At 72.4% G+C, this 21,796-nt stretch carries 19 protein-coding genes; 14 read left to right on the forward strand and 5 right to left on the reverse strand.

The annotated features are described in order from the left end of the window. The first annotated feature begins 389 nt into the window (after positions 1 to 389). From ACRAKH_RS12370 to ACRAKH_RS12390, 5 genes are read left to right on the forward strand one after another with little or no spacing between them, the layout of a single operon-like run. Entirely contained in the window at positions 390 to 1,919 is a 1,530-nt protein-coding gene (locus ACRAKH_RS12370) for a sugar ABC transporter ATP-binding protein (protein WP_380727416.1), read from the forward strand. A gap of 11 nt (positions 1,920 to 1,930) precedes the next feature. Then, positions 1,931 to 2,923, forward strand: coding sequence for an ABC transporter permease (locus tag ACRAKH_RS12375; protein WP_380727423.1), 993 nt, complete (start codon positions 1,931 to 1,933; stop codon positions 2,921 to 2,923). 50 nt (positions 2,924 to 2,973) lie between these two features. After that, entirely contained in the window at positions 2,974 to 4,020 is a 1,047-nt protein-coding gene (locus ACRAKH_RS12380) for a substrate-binding domain-containing protein (RefSeq protein ID WP_380727414.1), read from the forward strand. A 43-nt stretch (positions 4,021 to 4,063) separates the two neighbouring features. Continuing rightward, entirely contained in the window at positions 4,064 to 5,200 is a 1,137-nt protein-coding gene (locus ACRAKH_RS12385) for a Gfo/Idh/MocA family protein (protein ID WP_380727412.1), read from the forward strand. Continuing rightward, positions 5,197 to 6,201, forward strand: a complete 1,005-nt coding sequence (locus ACRAKH_RS12390) for a sugar phosphate isomerase/epimerase family protein (protein ID WP_380727410.1) — start codon at positions 5,197 to 5,199, stop codon at positions 6,199 to 6,201. The genes ACRAKH_RS12385 and ACRAKH_RS12390 overlap by 4 nt, the downstream gene beginning before the upstream one ends. A gap of 92 nt (positions 6,202 to 6,293) precedes the next feature. Here the strand turns inward: ACRAKH_RS12390 and ACRAKH_RS12395 are convergent, their stop codons facing one another. After that, a complete protein-coding gene (locus ACRAKH_RS12395; RefSeq protein WP_380727408.1) occupies positions 6,294 to 7,709 on the reverse strand; it encodes a family 43 glycosylhydrolase in 1,416 nt (471 codons plus the stop codon). Between the two features lie 410 nt (positions 7,710 to 8,119). Between ACRAKH_RS12395 and ACRAKH_RS12400 the strand changes: the two genes are divergently transcribed. Further along, positions 8,120 to 9,586, forward strand: coding sequence for a family 43 glycosylhydrolase (locus ACRAKH_RS12400; protein ID WP_380727406.1), 1,467 nt, complete (start codon positions 8,120 to 8,122; stop codon positions 9,584 to 9,586). Between the two features lie 174 nt (positions 9,587 to 9,760). After that, on the forward strand, positions 9,761 to 11,011 hold the full coding sequence (locus ACRAKH_RS12405; RefSeq protein WP_447009824.1) for an ABC transporter substrate-binding protein: 1,251 nt from the start codon (positions 9,761 to 9,763) through the stop codon (positions 11,009 to 11,011). A gap of 9 nt (positions 11,012 to 11,020) precedes the next feature. Here ACRAKH_RS12405 and ACRAKH_RS12410 read toward each other — a convergent pair whose 3' ends face one another. The 3 genes from ACRAKH_RS12410 to ACRAKH_RS12420 form a co-directional block, all read right to left on the reverse strand. Beyond that, on the reverse strand, positions 11,021 to 12,160 hold the full coding sequence (locus ACRAKH_RS12410; protein ID WP_380724727.1) for an L-talarate/galactarate dehydratase: 1,140 nt from the start codon (positions 12,158 to 12,160) through the stop codon (positions 11,021 to 11,023). A gap of 19 nt (positions 12,161 to 12,179) precedes the next feature. Beyond that, positions 12,180 to 13,091: a 5-dehydro-4-deoxyglucarate dehydratase gene (kdgD, locus tag ACRAKH_RS12415; RefSeq protein WP_380724726.1), complete on the reverse strand. Its 912-nt coding sequence runs from the start codon at positions 13,089 to 13,091 to the stop codon at positions 12,180 to 12,182. 71 nt (positions 13,092 to 13,162) lie between these two features. After that, complete coding sequence (locus ACRAKH_RS12420; RefSeq protein WP_380724725.1) at positions 13,163 to 14,056, reverse strand: LysR substrate-binding domain-containing protein; 894 nt, start codon at positions 14,054 to 14,056, stop codon at positions 13,163 to 13,165. Positions 14,057 to 14,087: 31 nt separating this feature from the next. On the opposite strand from ACRAKH_RS12420, the gene ACRAKH_RS12425 reads away from it, so the two are divergent. The 3 genes from ACRAKH_RS12425 (at position 14,088) to ACRAKH_RS12435 (ending at position 16,985) form a co-directional block, all read left to right on the forward strand. Then, positions 14,088 to 14,930: an endonuclease/exonuclease/phosphatase family protein gene (locus tag ACRAKH_RS12425; protein ID WP_380724724.1), complete on the forward strand. Its 843-nt coding sequence runs from the start codon at positions 14,088 to 14,090 to the stop codon at positions 14,928 to 14,930. Positions 14,931 to 15,070: 140 nt separating this feature from the next. Further along, positions 15,071 to 15,724 carry a polysaccharide deacetylase family protein gene (locus ACRAKH_RS12430; protein WP_380724723.1) on the forward strand — a complete coding sequence of 218 codons (654 nt, stop codon included), beginning with the start codon at positions 15,071 to 15,073 and terminating at the stop codon, positions 15,722 to 15,724. A gap of 10 nt (positions 15,725 to 15,734) precedes the next feature. Continuing rightward, a complete protein-coding gene (locus ACRAKH_RS12435) occupies positions 15,735 to 16,985 on the forward strand; it encodes an SGNH/GDSL hydrolase family protein (RefSeq protein ID WP_380724721.1) in 1,251 nt (416 codons plus the stop codon). Positions 16,986 to 17,081: 96 nt separating this feature from the next. Here ACRAKH_RS12435 and ACRAKH_RS12440 read toward each other — a convergent pair whose 3' ends face one another. Further along, positions 17,082 to 17,699, reverse strand: coding sequence for a zinc-binding dehydrogenase (locus tag ACRAKH_RS12440; protein WP_380724720.1), 618 nt, complete (start codon positions 17,697 to 17,699; stop codon positions 17,082 to 17,084). A 7-nt stretch (positions 17,700 to 17,706) separates the two neighbouring features. Between ACRAKH_RS12440 and ACRAKH_RS12445 the strand changes: the two genes are divergently transcribed. From ACRAKH_RS12445 to ACRAKH_RS12460, 4 genes are all read left to right on the forward strand, one after another. Continuing rightward, positions 17,707 to 18,690, forward strand: a complete 984-nt coding sequence (locus ACRAKH_RS12445) for a glycosyltransferase (protein ID WP_380724719.1) — start codon at positions 17,707 to 17,709, stop codon at positions 18,688 to 18,690. A 142-nt stretch (positions 18,691 to 18,832) separates the two neighbouring features. Further along, on the forward strand, positions 18,833 to 20,332 hold the full coding sequence (locus ACRAKH_RS12450) for a cytochrome ubiquinol oxidase subunit I (protein ID WP_380724718.1): 1,500 nt from the start codon (positions 18,833 to 18,835) through the stop codon (positions 20,330 to 20,332). Further along, entirely contained in the window at positions 20,329 to 21,351 is a 1,023-nt protein-coding gene (locus tag ACRAKH_RS12455) for a cytochrome d ubiquinol oxidase subunit II (RefSeq protein ID WP_380724717.1), read from the forward strand. The genes ACRAKH_RS12450 and ACRAKH_RS12455 overlap by 4 nt, the downstream gene beginning before the upstream one ends. A 113-nt stretch (positions 21,352 to 21,464) precedes the next feature. After that, positions 21,465 to 21,644 (forward strand): hypothetical protein, encoded by a 180-nt coding sequence (locus ACRAKH_RS12460; protein ID WP_380724716.1) that lies wholly within the window; start codon positions 21,465 to 21,467, stop codon positions 21,642 to 21,644. Positions 21,645 to 21,796 lie beyond the last annotated feature (152 nt).

Below are 21,796 nucleotides of genomic sequence, written 5' to 3' on the forward strand. Positions count from 1 at the left end.
GATCGCCACCGTTGCTTCTCGCCGCCGGCCCTTCGCCGCCGCTGCCCAAGCCGCCGCCCCGCCCTTGCCTCGATCCGTCGATCCGTCGATCCGGCCCGGCGGCCTTGTCGGCTGCTCCCTCCAGCGCGCCAGCGCGCCGGCCTGCCCACCGCTTCCGCCCGCATCACCTCTCAACCCCCGCGCCTCGAACCGGCCTGCCGAAAGCTCGGACTTCGGGCGGCTTCCGTCAGAAGTGGCAGGACTTTCGCAAAGAACGAACAAAAGTTGGCCCAAGTTCTTGTCAGAAGGTGCGTGGAACTGTCAAGATCGGCCGCAACTCGCCCCGGAAAGTGAGCTGGACCACCTTCCGGCGACTCCCTCACCAACGCCGCAAAGGGAGGTAATCCGGCATGACGTTGCTGACGATGACGGGTATCGGCAAGACCTTCCCCGGCGTGCGCGCGCTGGACGGGGTCGACCTGGAGGTCGCCGAGGGAGAGGTGCACTGCCTGCTCGGGCAGAACGGCGCGGGCAAGTCCACCTTGATCAAGGTGCTGTCGGGCGCGCACCAGCCGGACGAGGGCACGATCACCTGGCGCGGCGCGCCGGCCGGCCTCCCGTCGCCGGTGGCCGCGTTGCGGCTCGGCGTCGCGACCATGTACCAGGAGCTGGACCTCGTCCCCGACATCACGGTGGCGGAGAACGTCTTCCTCGGCCACGAGCCGGCCCGCTTCGGCTTCACCAGCCGCCGGACCGCCCACGCCCGGACCCGGGCCCTGATGGCACGCCTCGGCCACCCGGAGATCGGCCCGGACCGCGAGGTGGGCCTGCTGTCCGCCGCCGGTCGGCAGCTGGTGTCGATGGCCCGCGCCCTCGCCCACGACGCCCGGCTCATCGTGATGGACGAGCCGACCGCCGCGCTCGCCGCCGACGAGGTGGACAACCTGTTCCGCATCGTCGGCGAGCTGACCGCCGACGGCGTCGCCGTCCTCTACATCTCCCACCGGCTGGAGGAGATCCGCCGCATCGGCAGCAGGGTCACCGTCCTCAAGGACGGCCGCACGGTCGCCGCGAACCTCCCCGCCACCACCCCGACCGCCGAGCTGGTGGACCTCATGTCCGGCCGCAAGGTCGAGACCGTCTTCCCGCACCGCGAGACGTCCACCGTGGACGAGAGCCGCGAGGTGCTGACCGTCACCGGTCTCACCCGGAAGGGCGAGTTCAAGGACGTCACGTTCCGCGTGCGCGCGGGGGAGGTGCTGGGCATCGCCGGCCTGGTCGGCGCCGGGCGCAGCGAGATCCTGGAGACGGTGTTCGGCGCCCGCAAGCCCGACTCCGGGCAGGTCGCCGTCAACGGGAAACCGGTCCGGCCGGGCAGCGTCGTCGCGGCGGTGAGGGCGGGCATCGGTCTCGCTCCGGAGGAGCGCAAGGCGCAGGGCCTCCTGCTGGACCTGTCGGTCGCGCACAACGTGACGCTGTCCAGCCTCCCCGCCTACAGCCGCGCCGGTTTCGTCGACCGCGCCCGTGAGCTGGCGGACTCGCGCGCCACGCTGGAACGGCTGGACCTGCGGCCGGCCGACCCGAGGCGGCTGGTCGCCGAGTTCTCCGGCGGCAACCAGCAGAAGGCCGTCGTGGCGCGGTGGCTGGTGCGGGGCTGCGACGTGCTGCTGCTGGACGAGCCGACGCGCGGCGTGGACGTCGGCGCGCGCGCCGAGCTGTACCGGGTGGTCCACGAGCTGGCCGCGGCCGGCGTCGCCGTGGTGCTGGTGTCCAGCGAGGTGGCCGAGGTGCTGGGCCTGGCCGACCGGGTGCTGGTGCTGCGCGACGGCGAGGTGGTCGCCGACCGGCGGGCCGACGAGCTGACCGAGGCCGCTGTGCTGGACATCGTGATGGCGGGGAGCGCCATTACCGAAGGGACCGCGACCGAGGAGGTCCTGTGACGGAAGTGCGCGTGCTCGACCCGAAGTCCGCACCGCCGAGGGCGGAGCGGAAGCACCGGCGTGCCCTCGACCTGCGGCTCACCGGCCTGTTGGGCGTGCTGGTGGTGTTGTGCGCGGTGGGCTACGCGACCCGGCCGGACAGCTTCCTGACCGAGGCGAACATCTCCACCATGCTGCGCCTGGCCGCGGCGATCGGCGTGGTCAGCGTCGGCATGACGTTCGTGATCATCAGCGGCGGCATCGACCTGTCCGTCGGGTCGATCGTGGCGCTGGCGGGCGTGTGGATGACGACCGTCGCCACCCAGTCCTACGGACCCGTGGTGATGGTGCTGTGCGCGTTGCTCGTCGGCCTCGGCTGCGGGCTCGTCAACGGCCTGCTGATCTCGTACGGGAAGATAGTGCCGTTCATCGCCACCCTCGCCATGTACGCCTCGGCGAAGGGCCTGGCCGAACGGCTGTCCGGCCGCCGCACCCAGGTGGTCACCGAGACCGGGTTCACCACGTTCTTCCGCGGCGACGTCCTCGGCGTGCCGGTGCTGATCTGGATGCTGGCCGCGGTGTTCGCGGTCGGCTGGGTGCTGCTCAACCGCACCACGTTCGGCCGCCGCACGTTCGCCGTCGGCGGCAACGCCGAGGCCGCCCGCCTGGCCGGCATCGACGTCCGGCGGCACACCGCGCTCGTCTACGGCATCGCCGGGCTGTGCTGCGGCATCGCCGCCCTCATGGTCGTCGCCCGCACCACGTCCGGCGCGTCGACCAACGGCATGTTCTACGAGCTCGACGCCATCGCCGCCGTCGTCATCGGCGGCACGCTCCTCACCGGTGGCCGCGGCTCGCTGATCGGCACGCTCATCGGCGTTCTCATCTTCACCGTGGTGGGCAACATCTTCACGCAGAACAACCTGGACACCGACATCCAGAACATCGCCAAGGGCGTGATCATCGTCGCCGCGGTGCTCCTCCAGCGCACCACCGCGCGCCGCCGGAGCGCCCACGCCACCTGACGCACGGGGTACACCACGTCCCAACCCGACCCAACGCACGGGAGTCAGCCATGCCCGCACTCGACCGACGCCGTTTCCTCTGGGGCACCACCGCCGTCGGCACCGCCGCGCTCCTCGCCGGCTGCACGTCCAACGAGAGCGCCAACACCGCGCCGAACGCCGTCGCGGGCGGCTCGGGCGAGAACACCCAGCCCGGCAAGCAGGTCACCATCGGCTTCTCGGCGCCCGCCGCCGACCACGGCTGGATGGCCGCGATGACGAAGAACGCCAAGGCGCAGGCCGACCGGTTCTCCGACGTCACGTTCAAGGCCACCGAGGGCACCAACGACGTCAACCAGCAGATCGGCCAGGTCGAGACGCTGATCAACGACAAGGTCGACGTGCTGGTGGTGCTGCCGTTCGACGGCAAGGCGCTCACCGAGGTCGGCCGGCAGGCCATGGACGCGGGCATCCCGGTCGTCAACGTCGACCGCGTCTTCGACACCCCGCTGGCCTACCGGCTGTGGATCGGCGGCGACAACTACCGCATGGGCGTCAACGCGGGCGAGTACATCGCCGCCCAGATGAAGGCCAAGAACATCTCGAACCCCGTCATCGGCGAGGTCGCGGGCATCGACTCCCTGCCGCTCACCCAGGAGCGCAGCAAGGGCTTCCGGGACGCGTTGGCGCGCGCCGGCTTCTCCGTCGGCCCGCGCGTCTCGGCGTCGTTCACGTCCGAGTCGGGCGAGCAGCAGACCGCCAACCTGCTCCAGTCGGCGAGCAAGCTCGACGCGCTGTGGAACCACGACGACGACCAGGGCATCGGCGTGATGGCGGCCATCGACAGCGCGAACCGCAAGGAGTTCGTCATGGTCGGCGGCGCGGGCTCGCGCAACATGATGGACCTGATCAAGGCCGACAGCGGGGTCGTCAAGGCCACCGTCCTCTACAGCCCGTCGATGTCGTCCTCGGCGATCGCCCTGGCCCGCCTGCTCGGCCAGGCCAAGGGCATCGGCGACCTGGCCGAGCACGACGTCCCGGCGTCGATCACCACCTACTCGGCCGTGGTGACGAAGGAGAACGTCGACCAGTACCTCGACGTCGGCTTCGACTCCTGACCCGGTCCGATCGCCTCGTGGGGCACCGCTCGAAAGGCTGCTGATGACGGAAGAGATCGGCGTGGGCATGGTCGGCCACGCGTTCATGGGCGCGGTGCACTCGCACGCCTGGCGCAGCGTCCACCGGTTCTTCGACGTGCCGCTGACGCCCAGGCTCGCCGCGCTCGGCGGACGTGACGCGGCGCGCACCAAGGAGGCGTCCGCGAAGTACGGCTGGGCCGCCACCGAGACCGACTGGCGCGCGCTCGTCGCCCGGGACGACGTCCACGTCGTCGACATCTGCACCCCCGGGGACACGCACGCCGAGATCGCCCTCGCCGCGCTCGCCGCCGGCAAGCACGTGCTGTGCGAGAAGCCGCTGGCGAACTCCGTCGCCGAGGCCGAGGCGATGGCGGCCGCCGCCGAGGACGCGGCCCGGCGGGGCGTCCGGTCGATGGTCGCGTTCAACTACCGCCGGGTGCCCGCCATCGCGCTGGCCCGCGCCATCGTGGCGGAGGGCCGCATCGGCGACGTCCGCCACGTCCGCGCCGTCTACCTGCAGGACTGGCTGTCCGACCCGGAGGCGCCGATGACCTGGCGGCTGCGGCGCGAGCTGGCCGGCTCCGGCGCGCTGGGCGACCTCGGCGCGCACATCGTGGACGCCGCGCAGTACGTCACCGGCGACCTGATCACCGGCGTCAGCGCCACCACCGAGACGTTCGTGACGTCCCGGCCCGACGGCGACGGGCGCGGCGAGGTGACGGTGGACGACGCCGCGGTGTTCCTGGCGCGCTTCTCGTCCGGCGCGCTGGCCACCTTCGAGGCGACCCGGTACGCGTCGGGGCGCAAGAACGCCATGCGGCTGGAGGTCAACGGCTCGCGCGGCAGCCTGGCGTTCGACTTCGAGTCGATGAACGAGCTGTCGGTGTTCGAGGCCGACGGGCGGGAGGCCGGGTTCCGCCGCATCCTGGTCACCGAACCCGACCACCCCTACCTGGCCGCGTGGTGGCCGCCCGGCCACCTCCTCGGCTACGAGCACACCTTCACGCACGAGATCGCGGACTTCCTCACGGCCATCGGCGACGGCGCCGACCCGTCGCCCGGCTTCGCGGAGGGCCTGCGGGTGCAGCGCGTCCTGGCCGCCGTGGAGGAGAGCGCCGCGCGGCAGTCCACGTGGACCACGATTGGAGACGCCCGATGAGCCGCCCCGTCACCCTGTTCACCGGACAGTGGGCCGACCTGCCGTTCGAGGAGGTGTGCCGGCTGGCGTCGGGCTGGGGCTACGACGGGCTGGAGATCGCGTGCGCCGGCGACCACTTCGAGGTGGACCGGGCCCTGGCGGAGGACGACTACGTCGAGGCGAAGCGCGCGGTGCTGAGGTCGTACGGCCTGGACGTGTGGGCGATCTCGAACCACCTCGTCGGCCAGGCCGTGTGCGACGACCCGATCGACTTCCGGCACAAGGCGATCCTGCCCGCCCGCATCTGGGGCGACGGCTCGCCGGAGGGCGTGCGGCAGCGCGCGGCGGCCGAGATGGCCGACACCGCCCGTGCCGCCGCCCGGCTCGGCGTGGACACCGTCGTCGGGTTCACCGGGTCGTCGATCTGGAAGTACGTGGCGATGTTCCCGCCGGTGTCGCGGGAGGTGGTCGACGGCGGGTACGAGGACTTCGCGCGGCGCTGGAACCCGATCCTGGACGTGTTCGACGAGGTCGGGGTGCGGTTCGCGCACGAGGTGCACCCGTCCGAGATCGCCTACGACTACTGGACGACGCGGCGGGCGCTCGACGCGGTCGGCAACCGGCCCGCGTTCGGCCTGAACTGGGACCCGTCGCACTTCGTCTGGCAGGACCTCGACCCGGTCGGCTTCATCCTCGACTTCGCGGACCGGATCTACCACGTCGACTGCAAGGACACGAAGAAGCGGTTCGACGGGCGCAACGGGCGGCTCGGCTCGCACCTGGCGTGGGCCGACCCGCGCCGCGGCTGGGACTTCGTCTCCACCGGTCACGGCGACGTGCCGTGGGAGGAGTCGTTTCGGGCGCTGAACGCGATCGGCTACCGCGGGCCGATCTCGGTGGAGTGGGAGGACGCCGGCATGGACCGGCTGCGGGGCGCGGAGGAGGCCGTCGGGTTCATCCGCCGGCACCTGTTCGACCCGCCCGCCGCGTCGTTCGACGCCGCGTTCAGCACGGGGGAGTAGGACGTCGCCGGCCGGCGCGCCCGCGGGCACGCCGGCCGACCAGTCCACTGCGGACCGGGTGACCCCGCCGGGTCACCCGGTCCGCAGCGGCGTCACTCCAGGACGAACGTGGCGTCCGCCCGGCCGATCGCGTCGGGCACCTGCTGCACGACGAGCCTCATGTTGTAGTGGCGCATGAAGTAGCCGGGGAAGTTCTGCGCCTCGAACGAGACGCCGGAACTGGAGGCCAGGCCCGCTCGGCGGAAGAAGCTGGCGTCGGCGCGGAACGTCGCCGAGCCGTCGTTGCGTTCCACCCAGAACTCGTAGTTGCGGTGCCGGAGGTAGTAGCCGGGGAAGTTGGTCGACTCCAGCGACACCGTTCCGGAGCCGCCCAGGCCGGGCACGATCCGGAACTGGGAGTCGGCCAGCGGGTTGACGTTCGTCTCGAGGCGGGCGGCGTACTCCCAGTGCCGGACGAAGGCGTCGGCGATGTTGTAGGACTTGAGCCGGACGGGCGTGGCGCCGTCGGGGACGGGGATGCCGAGGTTGGGGGTGCCGTCGGCGTTCCAGTAGAGCTTCTGGACGCGGGTGCGGCGGTTGGGGTCGCGCAGGGGGTCGCCGGTGATGTCGCGGTAGTTGCGGTCGTGGTAGACGAGGATGTCGCTCTGACCGTCCTCGGAGACGGTGAAGGAGTTGTGGCCGGGCCCGTACTGGCCGGTGGCCGCGTTCGACTCGAAGACCGGGTGGGGGGTCTTCGTCCAGGACGCCGGGTTGAGCAGGTCGGCCGTCGCGGAGGCGGTGAGCAGGCCGAGGCAGTAGTTGGCGTCGGTGGCGCTGGCCGAGTAGGTCATGAAGACGCGGCCGTTGCGCTGGATGACGGTGGGGCCTTCGGCGACCTTGACCCCGCCTCGGGTCTCCCACGCGAGGGTGGGGACGGTGAGCCGGGCGACGGGGCCGGTGATGGACCAGGGGTTGGCGCCCATGCGGGCGAGGTAGAGGTTGGAGTTGGTGGCGATGCCGGGTTCGGCCTGGGCCCAGGTGAGGTAGCGGACGCCGTTGACGACGAACGTGGACATGTCGAGGGAGAAGGTGTCCCACGGGACGTTGACGCGGCCGCGTTCGGTCCAGGCGCCGGTGAGGGGGTTGGCGCTGGTGGTCTCCAGGACGTACGGGCGGATGCGCCAGATGTCGTCGGTGCGGCCGGCGGCGAAGTAGACGTACCAGCGGCCGTTGATGAAGTGGATCTCGGGCGCCCAGATGTGGGCGCCCATCTCGCCGGTGGTGTGCCGTCGCCAGATGGTGGTCTCGGGCGCGGTGGCCAGGCCCTGGATGGTGGTGGCGCGGCGCAGCACGATCCGGTCGTACTCGGGGACGGTCGCGGTGAAGTAGTAGTAGCCGTCGGTGTGCTTGAAGATGTGCGGATCGGCCCGCTGGTCGGCCAACGGGTTGGTGTACTGCACCGCGGGCGAGGCCTGGGCGGCCGGAGCCGCCACCACGGTGGTGAGCCCCGCCAGCAGGGCGGTGATCACCCAGACGATCGCGGTTCTCGGTCGTCCGCGCGGGGAAAGACGCGCACTCGTCATTGAGCTGTCCTCTCGTCGCACGCTGGCCGTCGTGCGCCAGTGGCGTCCAAACATTGGCCGGCCGTGGTCCGCGGATCAGGGCATCTGTGCTGGTCGCTGCGGAATCCGGCGCAATGTTATCGCTAACATTTCGGGTTGAGCGGTTCGTGGTCGTGCTTCGGGTGTGCGGTATGGATAAACCCGCTGCCGGGGCGTTGTCAACCATCGACGCCTTTCCGCTCGCGCACAATCGCCCCTTGAGGTTTCCGCGCGGATGCTGTTAGCGTTAACACATGCGAGTGACGTGAGTCACCCTCGTCGGGGACGCCGCCGCCTCGTCCTCCCGTCCGCTCTCCCGACCTCATTGAGGAGTGGTTGTGCTGTTCGCTCAACGCCGAGGAACGGTTGCCCGAGCTGTCCTGCTCGTCGCCGCGGTCGTCCTCGGGCTCGTCCTGAGCCCCGTCGGTCACGACCGGGCGGCGGCCGCGCCCGGCCCGTCGTTCACCAACCCCGTCGTCGGCGCGCCCAACAGCGCCGACCCGACGCTGGTGCAGTACAACGGCGCGTACTACTACGTCGCCACCACGTGGTCGTCCGATGTGGTCATGCGCCGGTCGACGTCGATCGCGGGCCTGCGCAGCGCGCCCGAGCAGCTCGTGCACCGCACCCCGGGGACGGTGATGTGGGCGCCGCACCTGGAGATGGTCGGCAACCGCTGGTACCTGTACTACTCGGTGGAGCAGTCCGGCGCGCCCCGGCGCACGCACGTCGCCGAGAGCGCCGGCTCCGACCCGATGGGCCCGTACACCTACCGCGGGGTGATCAACCTGATGCCGAACAACGGGTGGGCGATCGACGCCAGCCTGTTGCGGCTCAACGGCGCGCTGTACATGACGTTCTCCGCCTTCTCGCCGGTGGACAACCTCCAGTCGCTCTACATCGCGCCGATGGCGAGCCCGGTGCAGGCGAGCGCCTTCGGCACCCGCATCTCCGCGCCGACCCTGGCGTGGGAGCGGCAGGACGGCGCGGTCAACGAGGGGTCGTTCGCGTTGCAGCGCAACGGCCGCACGTTCCTGACGTACTCCGCGAGCCACTGCAACGGCCCGAACTACAAGCTCGGCATGCTGGAGTACCGGGGCGGCGACCCGCTGGCGCAGGGCTCGTGGTTCAAGCACGGCAACCCGATCTTCCAGCGCAGCGACGCCAACGGCGTCTACGGTCCGGGCCACCACTCGTTCTTCACCTCCCCGGACGGCACCGAGACGTGGATCGCCTACCACGCCAACTCGTCCGCGTCGCAGGGCTGCGGCACCACCCGCACCACCCGCGTGCAGAAGATCTCGTGGAACGCCGACGGCACGCCGAACCTGGGCGTCCCGGTGTCCACGTCGACCGTGCTGCCCGGCCCGTCGGGCGAGACCGGCGGCCCGTCGCGGGTGGAGGTCCGCAACCGGCACAGCAACCTCTGCCTGGACAACTACAACTTCGGCACCGCCCCCGGCGCCGAGGTCCGGCAGTGGACCTGCAACGACCTGCCCGTGCAGGACTGGTACCTCCAGCCCACCGGCGACGGCTACTACACGCTCGCCAACGGCCACAGCGGGCTCTGCCTGGACAACAAGGACTTCGCCACCGCGCCCGGCTCGGTGGTGCAGCAGTGGACGTGCAACGGCCTGGCCGTCCAGCAGTGGCGGCTGAACCCGGTGGGCGGCGGCTACTCGACGCTCGTCAACCGGCACAGCGGCCTGTGCCTGGACAACTACAACTTCGGCACCGCGCCGGGGTCCGAGGTGCGCCAGTGGACGTGCCTGAACAACAACGCGCAGCAGTGGATGGTCGGCTAGCGGCGGATCGTCGGCCGGCCAGTCCTCGGGCGCGGTGAGGACGGCGTGGCAGGGGCACCGGGACGAGCACGGCCCGGTGCCCCGCTCCGTTCCACCGCGCACCGGTCGTCTCCGTCGTGGAAGGAAAGTCTGTTGGCACCGAGAACGTGGGTTCGGGGTCGTCGCCTCCGTCTGGTGGCTGCCGTCCTCGTGACGGTCGTGGGTTTGTTGGCCGGGTGTGGGTCGCCGGCGGTCGAGCCGTCCGGGCAGTTGGTCCGTCTCACGTTCTGGAGTGGGTATGCCGGGCCCAACGCCTCGGCGTTGGAGTCGATCGTGGACGAGTTCAACGCGGCCAACCCGGGTGTGCGGATCGAGATGAGTTTCATGCCGTGGGACGTCTTCTTCCGCAGTCTGTTGCAGGCGTACTCGGCGGGTGGCGGGCCGGACCTGGCCGCGTTCGACAGCACGCGGGTGGCGCAGTACGCGAAGAAGGGCGTGTTGGCGCCGGTGGACGACTGGTTCGCGGCGGATCCGGCGTCGAACGTGCTGGTCACCGCGGCCACCGAGGCGGTCGCGTACGACGGCCGCAAGTACGCCGTGCCGATGACGTTCACCAGCCTGAAGTTGCACTACAACCGGGAGTTGTTCACCAGGGCGGGGTTGGATCCCGACCGGCCGCCGACGACGTGGGACGAGTGGCGTGAGGCGATGACCCGGTTGACGGTGGACCGGGACCGTGACGGGAGGCCCGAGCAGTACGGTCTGGCGCTGCCGGACCACGACACCACGCCGACGTGGCCGATCGCGTTGTGGGGTGGCGGTGGTGACGTGTTGGAGGCCGACGGCCGCAGGTCGGCGCTCACCCGTCCGGAGTCGGTGTCCGCGGTGCGGACGTGGGTGGATTTGATCCGGGAGGAGCACGTGTCGCCGATCGGGCTCAGCGGCCTGGAGGCGGAGGCGGCGTTCAGCCGGGGCGAGGCGGCGATGGTGATCACCGGGCCGTGGGCGATCAGCGGTTTCCAGGAGGCCGGGGTGGACTTCGACGTCGCGCCGGTGCCGGCCGGGCCGGTCACGCAGGCCACGTTCGGCGCGACGACGTCGTTGGCGCTCAACGCGTCGCTCTCGCCGGCGGAGAAGGAGGCCGCGCACGCCTTCCTGTCGTTCTGGGTCAGCGAGGGGGCGCAGGAGCACTGGATGGAGCGGTCCGGCTACCCGTCGATCCGGCTCGACCAGAACTCGCTGCCGAGCAACCCGTTCGTGGCCGAGTTCGCCGACGACGCCCGGATCGCCCGCCCCCTCATGCCGGGCACGGTCGAGTTCGCCAAGATCCACGACGACGTGTTCGCGCAGGCGATCAGGGACATCGTCGCGGGGAAGGTCGACACCGCCGAGGGACTGGCCGCCGCCGCCCGCCGCATCGACGAGATCCTCACCGAGTCCCGATGAACGGCGGGGTCACCCGGTGGTGGTCGCGGTGTCGGTGGTCCAGGCGCGAGCCTGGTCGCTGAGGGTGATGCCGAGACCGGGGCGGTCGGAGAGGCGCATGCGGCCGTCCCGGATCTCCAGCCGCTCGGGGAACAGCGGGTGGAGCCAGTCGAAGTGCTCGACCCACGGTTCGCGGGGGTAGGCCGCGGCCAGGTGCACGTGGACCTCCATGGCGAAGTGCGGCGCGAGCTGGAGGTGGTGGTGGTCGGCGAGGGCGGCCAGCTTGAGGAACTGGGTGATGCCGCCGACGCGGGGCGCGTCGGGCTGCAGGACGTCGACGGCGTGGTGGCGGATCAGCTCGTAGTGCTCCGCGACGCTGGTCAGCATCTCGCCCGACGCCACCGCGGTCGTCAGCGCGCGGCTCAGCTCGGCGTGGCCCTCGGCGTCGTAGGCGTCGAGCGGTTCCTCGATCCAGACCAGGTCGAACTCGTCCAGCGCACGTCCCATCCGCCTGGCGGTGGGGCGGTCCCACTGCTGGTTGGCGTCGACCATCAGCGGCACGCCGTCGCCCAGGTGCTCGCGCACGGCGGCGACCCGGCGCAGGTCCTCGGCGTGGTCCGGGAGGCCCACCTTGATCTTGATGCCGCCGACGCCGGAGTCGAGGGTGCGGGTGGCGTTGTCCTTGATCCGGTCGACGGACTCGTGCAGGAACCCGCCGGAGGTGTTGTAGCAGCGGACGGAGTCGCGATGAGCGCCGAGGAGCTTGGCGAGCGGGAGGTTCGCGCGCTTGGCCTTGAGGTCCCACAGGGCGATGTCGAACGCGGCCAGCGCCTGGGTCGCCGCGCCGCTGCGGCCGACGGAGGCGCCCGCCCAGACGAGCTTGGTCCAGAGCCGGCCGATGTCGTTGGGGTCCTCGCCGATCAGGTCCGGCGCGACCTCGCGGGCGTGCGCGAACTGCGCCGGGCCGCCGGCCCGCTTGGAGTAGCCGAACCCGAGGCCCTCCAGCCCCGCCTCGGTGCGGACCTCGGCGAACAGCATCGCGACCTCGGTCATCGGCCGCTGCCGGCCGGTGAACACCTTGGCGTCGCTGATGCCGGCCGGCAGCGGCAGCGTCACCGACGACACCGTCACCGAGCTGATCCGGTCGACTGGGGACGGGCCTGCGGACATGGTGCTCCTCGGGGTGGGCTCAGGCGACCTTGCGGACCAGGGTGGCCAGGTCGGCCAGCTCGTCCTCGGTCAGGTCGGTCAGCGGCGGGCGCACCCGGCCGCCGTCCCGGCCGACGGTGGTCAGCCCCGCCTTGACGATCGACACCGCGTAGCCGCGGGCGCGGTCGCGGAGGTCGAGGTAGGGCAGGACGAAGTCGGACAGCATCCCGTAGACGGCGGGCCGGTCCTGGGCGCGCACGGCGGCGTAGAACCGCAGCGCGAACTCGGGCAGGAAGTTGAACAGCGCCGAGGAGTACGTGGTCACGCCGAGCTGGAGCAGCGGCAGCGCGAACGTCTCCGCGGTGGGCAGGCCGCCGATGTAGACCAGCCGGTCGCCGACCCTGGCGTACGTGCGGGTCAGCTGCTCGATGTCGCCGACGCCGTCCTTCAGCCCGATCAGGTTGGGGTTGCGGTCGGCGACCTCGGCGACGGTCGCGTCGGTGAGCACGGCGTTGGCGCGGCTGTAGACGATCACGCCCAGCTCGGTGGCCCGGCACACCGCGGTGATGTGCTCGACCAGGCCGCGCTGGCTCGCCTCCGTCAGGTACGGCGGGAACAGCAGCACGCCCGACGCCCCGGCGTCCTCGGCGGCCCGCGCCTGCGCCGCGGAGACGACGGTCGCGCCGGTGGCCGGCGCGATGACCGGGACCCGTCCGCCCACCTCGTCCACGGCGACGCGGACCACCCGGTCGATCTCCTCCGGGCTCAGCGAGAAGCCCTCGCCCGTCCCGCCGGCGGCGAACAGGCCGGCCACGTCGAAGCCCGCCTGCCAGTCCAGGTGCTCCCGGTAGCGGGCCTCGTCGAAGCGCAGGTCGGCGTCGAAGTGGGTGACCGGGAACGACAGCAGCCCGGAGGCGAGTCGGTCGGCCAGGGCGTCGGGGTGCGTCGTCACGGTGCCACCGTAGGAACCAGGGGTGATGCCTGTCCAAGAGTTGTTTCGCATTGCTCAATACCCGGAGGGCATCACTCCAGTGGCGAGCACGCCTCCAGCACGTCGAGCGTGCGCCACAACGCCGGGTTGGCGGACTCCCGCAGCCACAGCAGGTGCAACTCCACCGGCTTCGGCACGGCCGTCTCCAGCCGGACGAAGCCGACGCCCTCGATGCGCAGCCGTGCCGCCGACTCCGGCACGAACGCGATGCCGCGCCCGGCCGCGACCAGCCACACCATCGTCAACACCTGGCTCACCGAGTGCACGGTGTTCTCGTGCGCGATCGGCACCGTCCCGGCGACCAGGTCGTAGAAGTAGCGGGCCTGGGTGGGCGAGTGCGCGATCACGGGCTCGCGCACCACGTCGGCGGCCGTCGCGGCCCGGTCCAGCGCCAGCAGGGGGTGGCCGGCGGGCGCGGCGACGAGCAGCCCCTCCCGGTGCAGCAGGCGTGAGCCGAACGTGGCGTCGTCCACCGGCGGGCGGCCGAGGCCGAGGTCGACCTCCTCGTTCACCAGCGCGGCGACCTGCTCGCGGGTCACCATCTCGGCCAGCTCGAGGTCCACGTCCGGCAGCTGGTCGGCCAGCTCGTCCAGCACGCGGCCGAGGATGCCGTAGGTGGCCGCCGCGGTGAACCCGACCCGCACCACGCCGCTCGACCCGGACGACACGCGCCGGGCCAGCTCGGGCGCGGTCTCCGCGAGCGACAGCAGCCGGCGCGCCTCGACCAGGAACACCTCGCCCGCCGCCGTGAGCGTCACCCGGCGGTTGTCCCGGATCAGCAGTTGCGCGTCCACGGCCCGTTCGAGCTTCTGGATCTGCCTGCTCAGCGGCGGCTGGGTCATCGCCAGCCGGGCGGCGGCACGGCTGAAGTGCAGCTCCTCGGCGACGGCCACGAACCCGCGCAGCTGCTCCAGGGTGAACGTCATGCCGGGAAGGTATCAACCCAGGTCACGTTGGGTGCTCCGACGCGCGCCCGCTTGGCGGTACGGCGCCCGCCGGTCGGGTGTGATCATGGACGGCATGGGCTCCCCGCGCCGCTCCGCCGGCCTCGTCCTGGCGGCGTTCCTGCTCTGCGGCCTCCTGCCGGCGCCGGCCGCCGCCGCCACCGCGTTCAAGGTGTTGCAGATGAACCTGTGCAACAGCGGCGTCGCCGGCTGCTACCAGGGCGGGCGCGCGGTGGGCGAGGCCGTGGCGATGATCCAGCGCCGGCTGCCGGACGTGGTCTCGGTGAACGAGGTGTGCCTGTCCGACTTGCCCCGGCTGACGGCCGCGGTCGGCGCGTCCGCCCAGTACCGGTTCGCGTTCGTGCGCAACAGGTCCACGAACTCGGACTACCAGTGCACGGACGGCCGCGGCGCCTACGGCAGCGGGATCATCGTCAAGGAGGGCGTCCGGACCGGCGGTCACGGCACCTACTCGGCGCAGGACGGCGGCAACGAGATCCGGGCGTGGGCCTGCGCCCTGAGCGCCGTGCGCGGTTTCACCGCGTGCACCACCCACCTGAGCACGACCGGCACGACGGCGTTGGCGCAGTGCCGGGAACTGGTGCCCGGCATCGTCCTGGCCCACGACCCCACCGGCTCGCCGACGACCCGGCACGTCGTGGTCGGCGACCTGAACCTCAGGTACAGCCCCGGTTCCGCGACGAACGCGCAGAACTGCGTCCCGTCGGGCTGGTTCCGCAAGGGAGACGGCGACGTGCAGCACGTCATCGCGCGCACCCTGACGTTCGTGTCGACGCAGGAATTCGCCATGTACCGCACGGACCACCCGGCGTTCGTCGTCAACCACACCTTCTGACGCCGTCCGCGCCGGGGTCTCGCGCGCGGGCCAGTTGAGACTCGAAACATCCGCGAAACCTCTGGTAGGCGGGCAGATCACGACCTGATAGTGGTCAACGCTCGTCCGACGGAAGGGGTTTCACAATGAGGTGGAGAACGGTGCTCCTGACCACCGGCCTGGTGCTCGGCCTGTCGGCCGCGCCGGCCGGCGCCGCCGAACCGGTGATCGTCGACTCCACCAAGCACGGCGGGCGCACGGTGGCGTTCACGTTCGACGACGGCCCGAACCCGGCCGACACCCCGCGCCTGCTCGACGTGCTGCGCCGGCACCACGTCAAGGCGGTGTTCTGCCTGTGGGGCGACTTCGTCGAGGCCCACCCCGAGCTGGTGCGCGACATCGTGGCCGGCGGCCACTCCCTGTGCAACCACAGCATGCACCACGACAACATGGGTGACTGGACGCCGGAGCGGATCGAGGCCGACCTGCGGCAGACCAGCGCGGCCATCCACCGCGCCGCGCCGGGCGTGCCGATCCGCTACTTCCGCGCGCCCTACGGCAGCTGGGGCCAGTCGCCGCGGGTCGCCGCGAAGCTCGGCATGACGTCGCTCGGCTGGAAGCTCGTCATCGGCGACTGGGAGCCGCCGGGCACGGACGAGCTGGTGCGGCGGGTCAAGGAAGGCCTGACCGAGGGAGCCGTGGTCCTGATGCACGACGGCCCGAACGACCGCGGCCAGACCGTGGACGCCGTCGAGCGGCTGATCCCCGAGCTGCGAGCCGACGGCTGGCGCTTCGACCGCCCCGCGCGCGGCTGAGGTGACCGCGGTGAAGCGTTCCGCGACGGCGGCACTGGCCGCCCTGCTGCTCCTGCTGCCGACGGCGGCGTCCGCGTCACCGAAGGCGACGTGGGTCGGCGCGTGGGCGACGTCGCCCACCACCGTGCCCCCGTCGGACACCACGGCGTTCGAGGACCAGACGTTGCGCCAGGTCGTGCACCTGAGCGTCGGCGGCAGCACGGTCCGCGTGCGCCTCTCCAACGAGTTCGGCACGCAGCCGTTGGTCGTGGGGGAGGCCCGCGTGGCGCGGCGGGCGGGCACGGGCTCGGCGATCGACCCGGGCAGCGACCGGCGGCTCACGTTCGGCGGGCGCGCGTCCGCCACCGTGCCGCCCGGCGCGCCGCTGCTCAGCGACCCGGTCGCGCTGCCCGTGGCGGCCGACTCCGACCTCGTGGTCAGCATCCACCTGCCGCACCGCACGCCCGGGAACACCGTGCACGCCTTCCCCTACCAGGACGGCTACCTCGCGGCGGGCAACGTCACCGGGCGGGCCGAGATCACGCCGACCGCCGTGCTCGGCAAGTGGCACTTCCTCACCGGGGTCAGCGTCACGGGCGAGCGCGGGTCGACCGTGGTGGCGTTCGGCGACTCGATCACCGACGGCGCGGAGACGACGCGCGGCGCGAACCGGCGCTGGCCCGACGTCCTCGCCCGCCGCTTCCAGGACGACCGGCGCCTGCGGCACTTGGGCGTGGTCAACGCGGGCATCAGCGGCAACCGCCTGCTGCACGACCCCAACCCGCCCGCGGGCCACCAGGCCGAGGCGTACGCGGCGTACTTCGGGCAGGCGGCGCTGCGCCGCTTCGACCGGGACGTCCTCGCCCAGCCGGGCGTCGGCCACGTCGTCGTGCTGCTCGGCGTGAACGACCTCGGCCACCCCGGCACGAGCGCGCCGCTGTCGGAGAAGGTGACCGCCGAGGACATCATCGGCGCGCACCGGCAGCTCATCGCCCGTGCCCACGTCCGGGGTCTGCGCATCCACGGCGGCACCATCACGCCGTTCCGCGGCGACACGTTCGGCTTCTACAGCCCGGAGAACGAGGCCGCGCGCCAAGCGGTCAACCACTGGATCCGCACCGGCGGGGAGTACGACGGCGTGATCGACTTCGATCGCGCCGTCCGCGACCCGAACCAGCCCGACCGCCTGCTGCCGGCCTACGACAGCGGCGACCACCTCCACCCGAACGACGCGGGAATGGCGGCGATGGCCGCGGCCGTGCCGCTGCGCCTGTTCCGCTGACGACCGACGGACGCGGGGTCGCCCTGGAGGGGGCGGCCCCGCGTCCTCGTCCGCGCCGGTCGGCGGGTTCCGGGACGCGGCCGGCGGACCGTCGCGTCAGAACGTGAAGACGGCCTGGAGCACGTGGGTCCGGCGTGCGGCGAGGTCCGCGAGCAAGGCGGGCGGGTCCTCGAACGGCACGCACGTCGTGATGAGGTGCCGGGTGACGGCGTCGTGCTCGGCGCGGAGGAGGTCGACGGTCTCGGCGGACAGCCGTTCGCGGTCCCACGCGTGGGCCGTGCCGCGCGGCACCCGGCCGATCTGCGCGCACCGCACGGTCAGGCCGTTGTGGTGGAACTCCTCGCCCAGCCGCACGTCCCGCGCGCCGTCCGGGTAGAACGCCAGGTCGACGACGGTGCCCCGGGGCCGCAGCAGGCGCAGCGCGAGGGCGAGGTCCGACGACCGGCCCCGGCACTGGAAGACGACGTCCGCGCCCCGGTCGCCCGGTCCGTGCCGCCAGCGCGTCTTCAGCTCCACGGCGAGGTCGCCCGCCTCCGGGTCGGCGGCCGTGAGGCCCAGCGCGGTCGCCGCGGCACGCCGTCGCGGCGTCGGGTCGACCACCACGACCTCCGCCGCGCCGTGGCGCCGGGCGAACAGCGCCGTGAGCAGCCCGACCACGCCGCCGCCGGTCACCGCCACCCGTCGACCGCGCACCCCGTCCGCGAGAGTCAGCACGCTCCCCGTGGACGAGCGGGTGTCGTTGTTCCCCGAGGGCCAGTTCGAGCACCTGCTCGCGCCCTACAACCGGGTGTCCGGCATCGCGCCCGCGCACCTGCACCGCGTGCTCGCCGAGCTGCGGTCGCGCGACGACATCGACCTCGTCCACGACCACGTCGAGGTGACCGGCCTCGGCACGCTCGCCGCGGCCCGCGTGCCGACGTTGCACACCCTGCACTGGGACCTGGCCAAGCACCGCCGCTTCTACGCCGCCGTGGACGCCGGGCCCCGGCTCTTCGTCAACGGCGTCTCCGCCAACCAGCTGCGCGACGCGCCGCCGTCGCTGCTCCGGCACAGCCTCGGGCACGTGCACCTGGCCACGCCGCTCGCCGACGACGCCGACACCCGCCCGCTGCCGCCGAAGGAGGAGCACGTCGTCGTGCTCGGCAGGGTCACCCGCTGCAAGGGCCAGCACGTCGCCGTGCGGGTGGCCCGCGAGGTCGGGTGGCCGCTGGTCCTCGCCGGGCCGGTCGGCCCGTTCCACCGCCGCGACGACCTCGACCGCGCCGTCGCCGCCGACCCCGGGGCGCTCGCCAACCCCGACGTCCGCTACTGGCACGAGGAGATCGCGCCGCACGTCGACGGCACGCGGGTGCGGTGGGTCGGCACGGTGCGCGGCGGCGAGCGCGAACACCTCCTGGCCACCGCCGCGGCCGCCCTGTTCCCCATCACGTGGGAGGAACCGGGCGGCACCGCCGTCACCGAAGCGCTCGCGCTGGTCTGCGCGGTGGTCGGCTTCCGCCGCGGCTGCCTGCCCGAGCTGGTCGACCACGGCCGCACGGGGCTGCTGGCCGAGCCGGACGACGAGGCCGACCTCGCCCGCCAGCTCACCGGCAGCAAGGGGATCGACCCGGCCGAGTGCGTGCGCGAGGCGGTGCGGCGGTTCCGGCCGGCCGTCATGGCCGACGCCTACCTGGGGCTGTACCGGCACGTCGCCGGCGTGGCGTGAGCGTCGTCCGTTCGGGTGGCGCTCGCGGGGCGGCCGGCGTGCCGGCGTGGTGGGGTGGACCGGGCGGCCCGCGGACCGGGGCGTCCGACGGACCGGGCCGCCCGGTGGGTGGCGACTGCCCGGGCGACGGCGAGGAGGTCGGGTGACCGCACTGGAGCTCGTGGCCTCGGGCGCGGCGGACAACCTGCTGGCGGCACGGACGCAGATGGCGCTGTCCCTGGGCTGGCACATCGTGTTCGCGTGCTTCGGCATCGCGTTCCCGGCGATCGTCGTGTTTACCGAGTGGCGCGGGCACCGCCGGGACGACCCGGTGCTCACCGAGCTCGCGCACACGTGGGCCAAGGCGATGGGCGTGCTGTTCGCCGCGGGGGCCGTGTCGGGCACGCTGCTGTCGTTCGAGATGGGCATCCTGTGGCCGGGCCTGATGGACCGCTTCGGCGAGGTGTTCGGCTTCCCGTTCGTGCTGGAGGGCTTCGCGTTCTTCGTGGAGGCGATCTTCGTCGGCGTGTACCTGTTCGGGTGGAGCCGGTTGTCGCCGCGGGCGCACATGCTCAGCGCGGCGCCCATGATCCTCGCGGGCATCGCCGGGGCGTTCTTCGTCGTCTCCGCCAACGCGTGGATGAACAACCCGACCGGGTTCCGGCTCGACGCGAACGGCGAGGTCGTCGACGCGCGGCCGGTGGCGGCGATGTTCGGCCCGTCCACGTGGCCGCAGTTCGTGCACATGTGGTTGGCGGCGTTCATGGTGACGGGGTTCCTCGTCGCCTCGGTGTACGCGGTGGGCATGCTGCGCGGCCGCCGTGACCGCTACCACCGGTTGGGGCTGCTCATCCCGCTGACGGTGGCGGCGGTGATCACGCCCGTGCAGATCGGCGTCGGCGACTGGATCGCCAACGCGGTCGCCGACAACCAGCCCGCCAAGCTGGCCGCGATGGAGGCCCAGTACGAGACCACGGCGGGCGCGGGGCTGTCGCTGGGCGGGATCTACCGCGACGACCGGCTGCACTACGCGCTGGAGGTCCCGTACGCCTTGTCGCTGCTCATCCACCACGACCCGCACGGGGTGGTGCCGGGGCTGGAGGAGGTGCCGGTCGACGAACGACCGCCGGTCAACGTCGTGCACCTGGCGTACAACGCGATGGTCGGTCTCGGCACGGGGTTGCTGCTGCTCGCCGGGTGGTTCGGGTTCGTGTGGTGGCGGCGTCGGCGGCTGCCCGTGACGGCGTGGTTCCCGCGTGCCGTGGCGGTGTCCGGCCTGGCGGCCGTCGTGGCGATGGAAGCCGGGTGGATCACCACCGAGGTCGGCCGGCAGCCGTGGATCGTGTACGGGGTGCTGCGCACGGCCGACGCGGTGAGCCCCGCGCCGGGCCTCGGGTACGGGCTCGTCGCCGTCGTCGCGGTGTACTCGGTGCTGACGGTGTTCACCGCGGTCGTGCTCCGCCGCCTGGCCCGCGGCCACGACACCCTCGCGCCGCAGGAGCAGTCGCCCCACCGCCAGTCGCCCGAGCACGAGTCGCCCGGACTCCACCTGCCCGAGCACGAGTCGCCCGGACTCGAGCCGCCCGAGCACCAGTCGCCCGAACGCCAGCCGCCCCCGGAGCAGTCATCGCCAGGGGAATCGCGTCGAGGGGAGCCGTCGTGACGCTGGCGGAGGTGGTGCTCGGCGCGGCGTTCGCGGGGCTGCTCGCCTACGCGCTGTTCGGCGGCGCGGACTTCGGCGGCGGTGTGTGGGACCTGCTGGCCGGAGGCACCCGGCGCGGCCTGCGCACCAGGGCGTTGATCGAACGCTCGATCGGCCCGGTGTGGGAGGCCAACCACGTCTGGCTGATCTTCGTGCTGGTGGTGCTGTGGACCGGGTTCTCCGGCGCGTTCGCCGCCGCCGTCACCACGCTCTACATACCGCTCACGCTGGCCGCGTTCGGGATGATCGCCCGGGGCGCCGCGTTCGCGTACCGCAAGAGCGTCAGCACGGTGGGGATGCGCCGGTTCTTCGGTGCGGCGTTCGCGCTGTCGTCGCTGTTCACGCCGTTCTTCTTCGGCGCGGTGGTCGGCGGGGTGGCGTCCGGGCGGGTGCCGCCGGGCATCGCGGCCGGCGACGTCGTGACGAGCTGGGTCAACCCGACGTCGCTGCTCGGCGGGACGCTCGCCGTGCTCGTCTGCGCCTACCTGGCGGCCGTGTTCCTGTGCGCCGACGCCCGGCGCGAGGGGGAGACCGACCTGGCCGAGGCGTTCCGCCTGCGCGCGTTCGTCACGGCGGCGGTGACGGGCGCGGTGGGCCTGGCGGGCATCGCCGTGCTGCGGGCCGACGCGCCCCTGCTCTACGCGGGCCTCACCGGGCGCGGGCTGCCGGTGGTCGTGCTGTCGGTCGTCGCCGGGCTGGCCGCGATCGCGTTGCTGCTGACCCGCCGGTACGCCCTGGCACGCGTCGCGTCCGCCTCGGCGGTCGTGACGATCCTGGTCGGCTGGGCGGTCGCGCAGTACCCGTACGTCCTGCTGCCCGGCCTGACCGTCGAGGAGGCTGCGCGCGGCCGGCCCACCCTCGTGGCCCTGCTGTTCGCGCTGGGCCTCGGGGCGCTGGTGATCGTCCCGGCCCTCGTCTACCTCTACACGCTGTTCCAACGCCCGCCGCTCGCCGACCGGGCGCCACCCCGCGGCGGCTGACGGGCGGCGACCGCCACCGCCGCCGCGCGGGACGTCACGGCATCAGGGTCGTCAGGACGGCGACGTCCGACTCGTCGTCGGGCACGTACTTCGTCGGCGGCCGGACGGCGCGGGTGCGGCTGCTGGTGGGACCGGAGAGCCCGCCCACCACCAGCGTCGGCTACGCGAACTCGGGTTCCGACCTCAACTCGTACATGGGCGGCATCGTGCGGCCCGGCGAGTACTGGATGGCCGCGACCCACCGCCCGGGCCTGAAGGCCGGGTTCGAGTGCGTCTTCACGCCCCTGTTCTGACACCGCGTGTCCGGGCCGCGCGACACCGCCGCAATAATGCGCACATCGACTGATCGGGGCTAGGCCGTTCGAGTGGGAAATTCGATCACCGCCCGGTAGGGACACGCTTCACTCCTTCGTGGGTGCCAGGCGATGGGGTAAGACTTCGCTCC

The sequence above is a fragment of the Saccharothrix hoggarensis genome, from assembly GCF_052936025.1.

Bases quoted from the DNA above. Each gene is read 5' to 3' on its own strand.
- ACRAKH_RS12410 (WP_380724727.1), bottom strand. From the start codon at position 12,160: ATGTCCGCAGGCCCGTCCCCAGTCGACCGGATCAGCTCGGTGACGGTG.
- ACRAKH_RS12420 (WP_380724725.1), bottom strand. From the start codon at position 14,056: ATGACGTTCACCCTGGAGCAGCTGCGCGGGTTCGTGGCCGTCGCCGAG.
- ACRAKH_RS12390 (WP_380727410.1), top strand. From the start codon at position 5,197: ATGAGCCGCCCCGTCACCCTGTTCACCGGACAGTGGGCCGACCTGCCG.
- ACRAKH_RS12370 (WP_380727416.1), top strand. From the start codon at position 390: ATGACGTTGCTGACGATGACGGGTATCGGCAAGACCTTCCCCGGCGTG.
- ACRAKH_RS12385 (WP_380727412.1), top strand. From the start codon at position 4,064: ATGACGGAAGAGATCGGCGTGGGCATGGTCGGCCACGCGTTCATGGGC.
- ACRAKH_RS12380 (WP_380727414.1), top strand. From the start codon at position 2,974: ATGCCCGCACTCGACCGACGCCGTTTCCTCTGGGGCACCACCGCCGTC.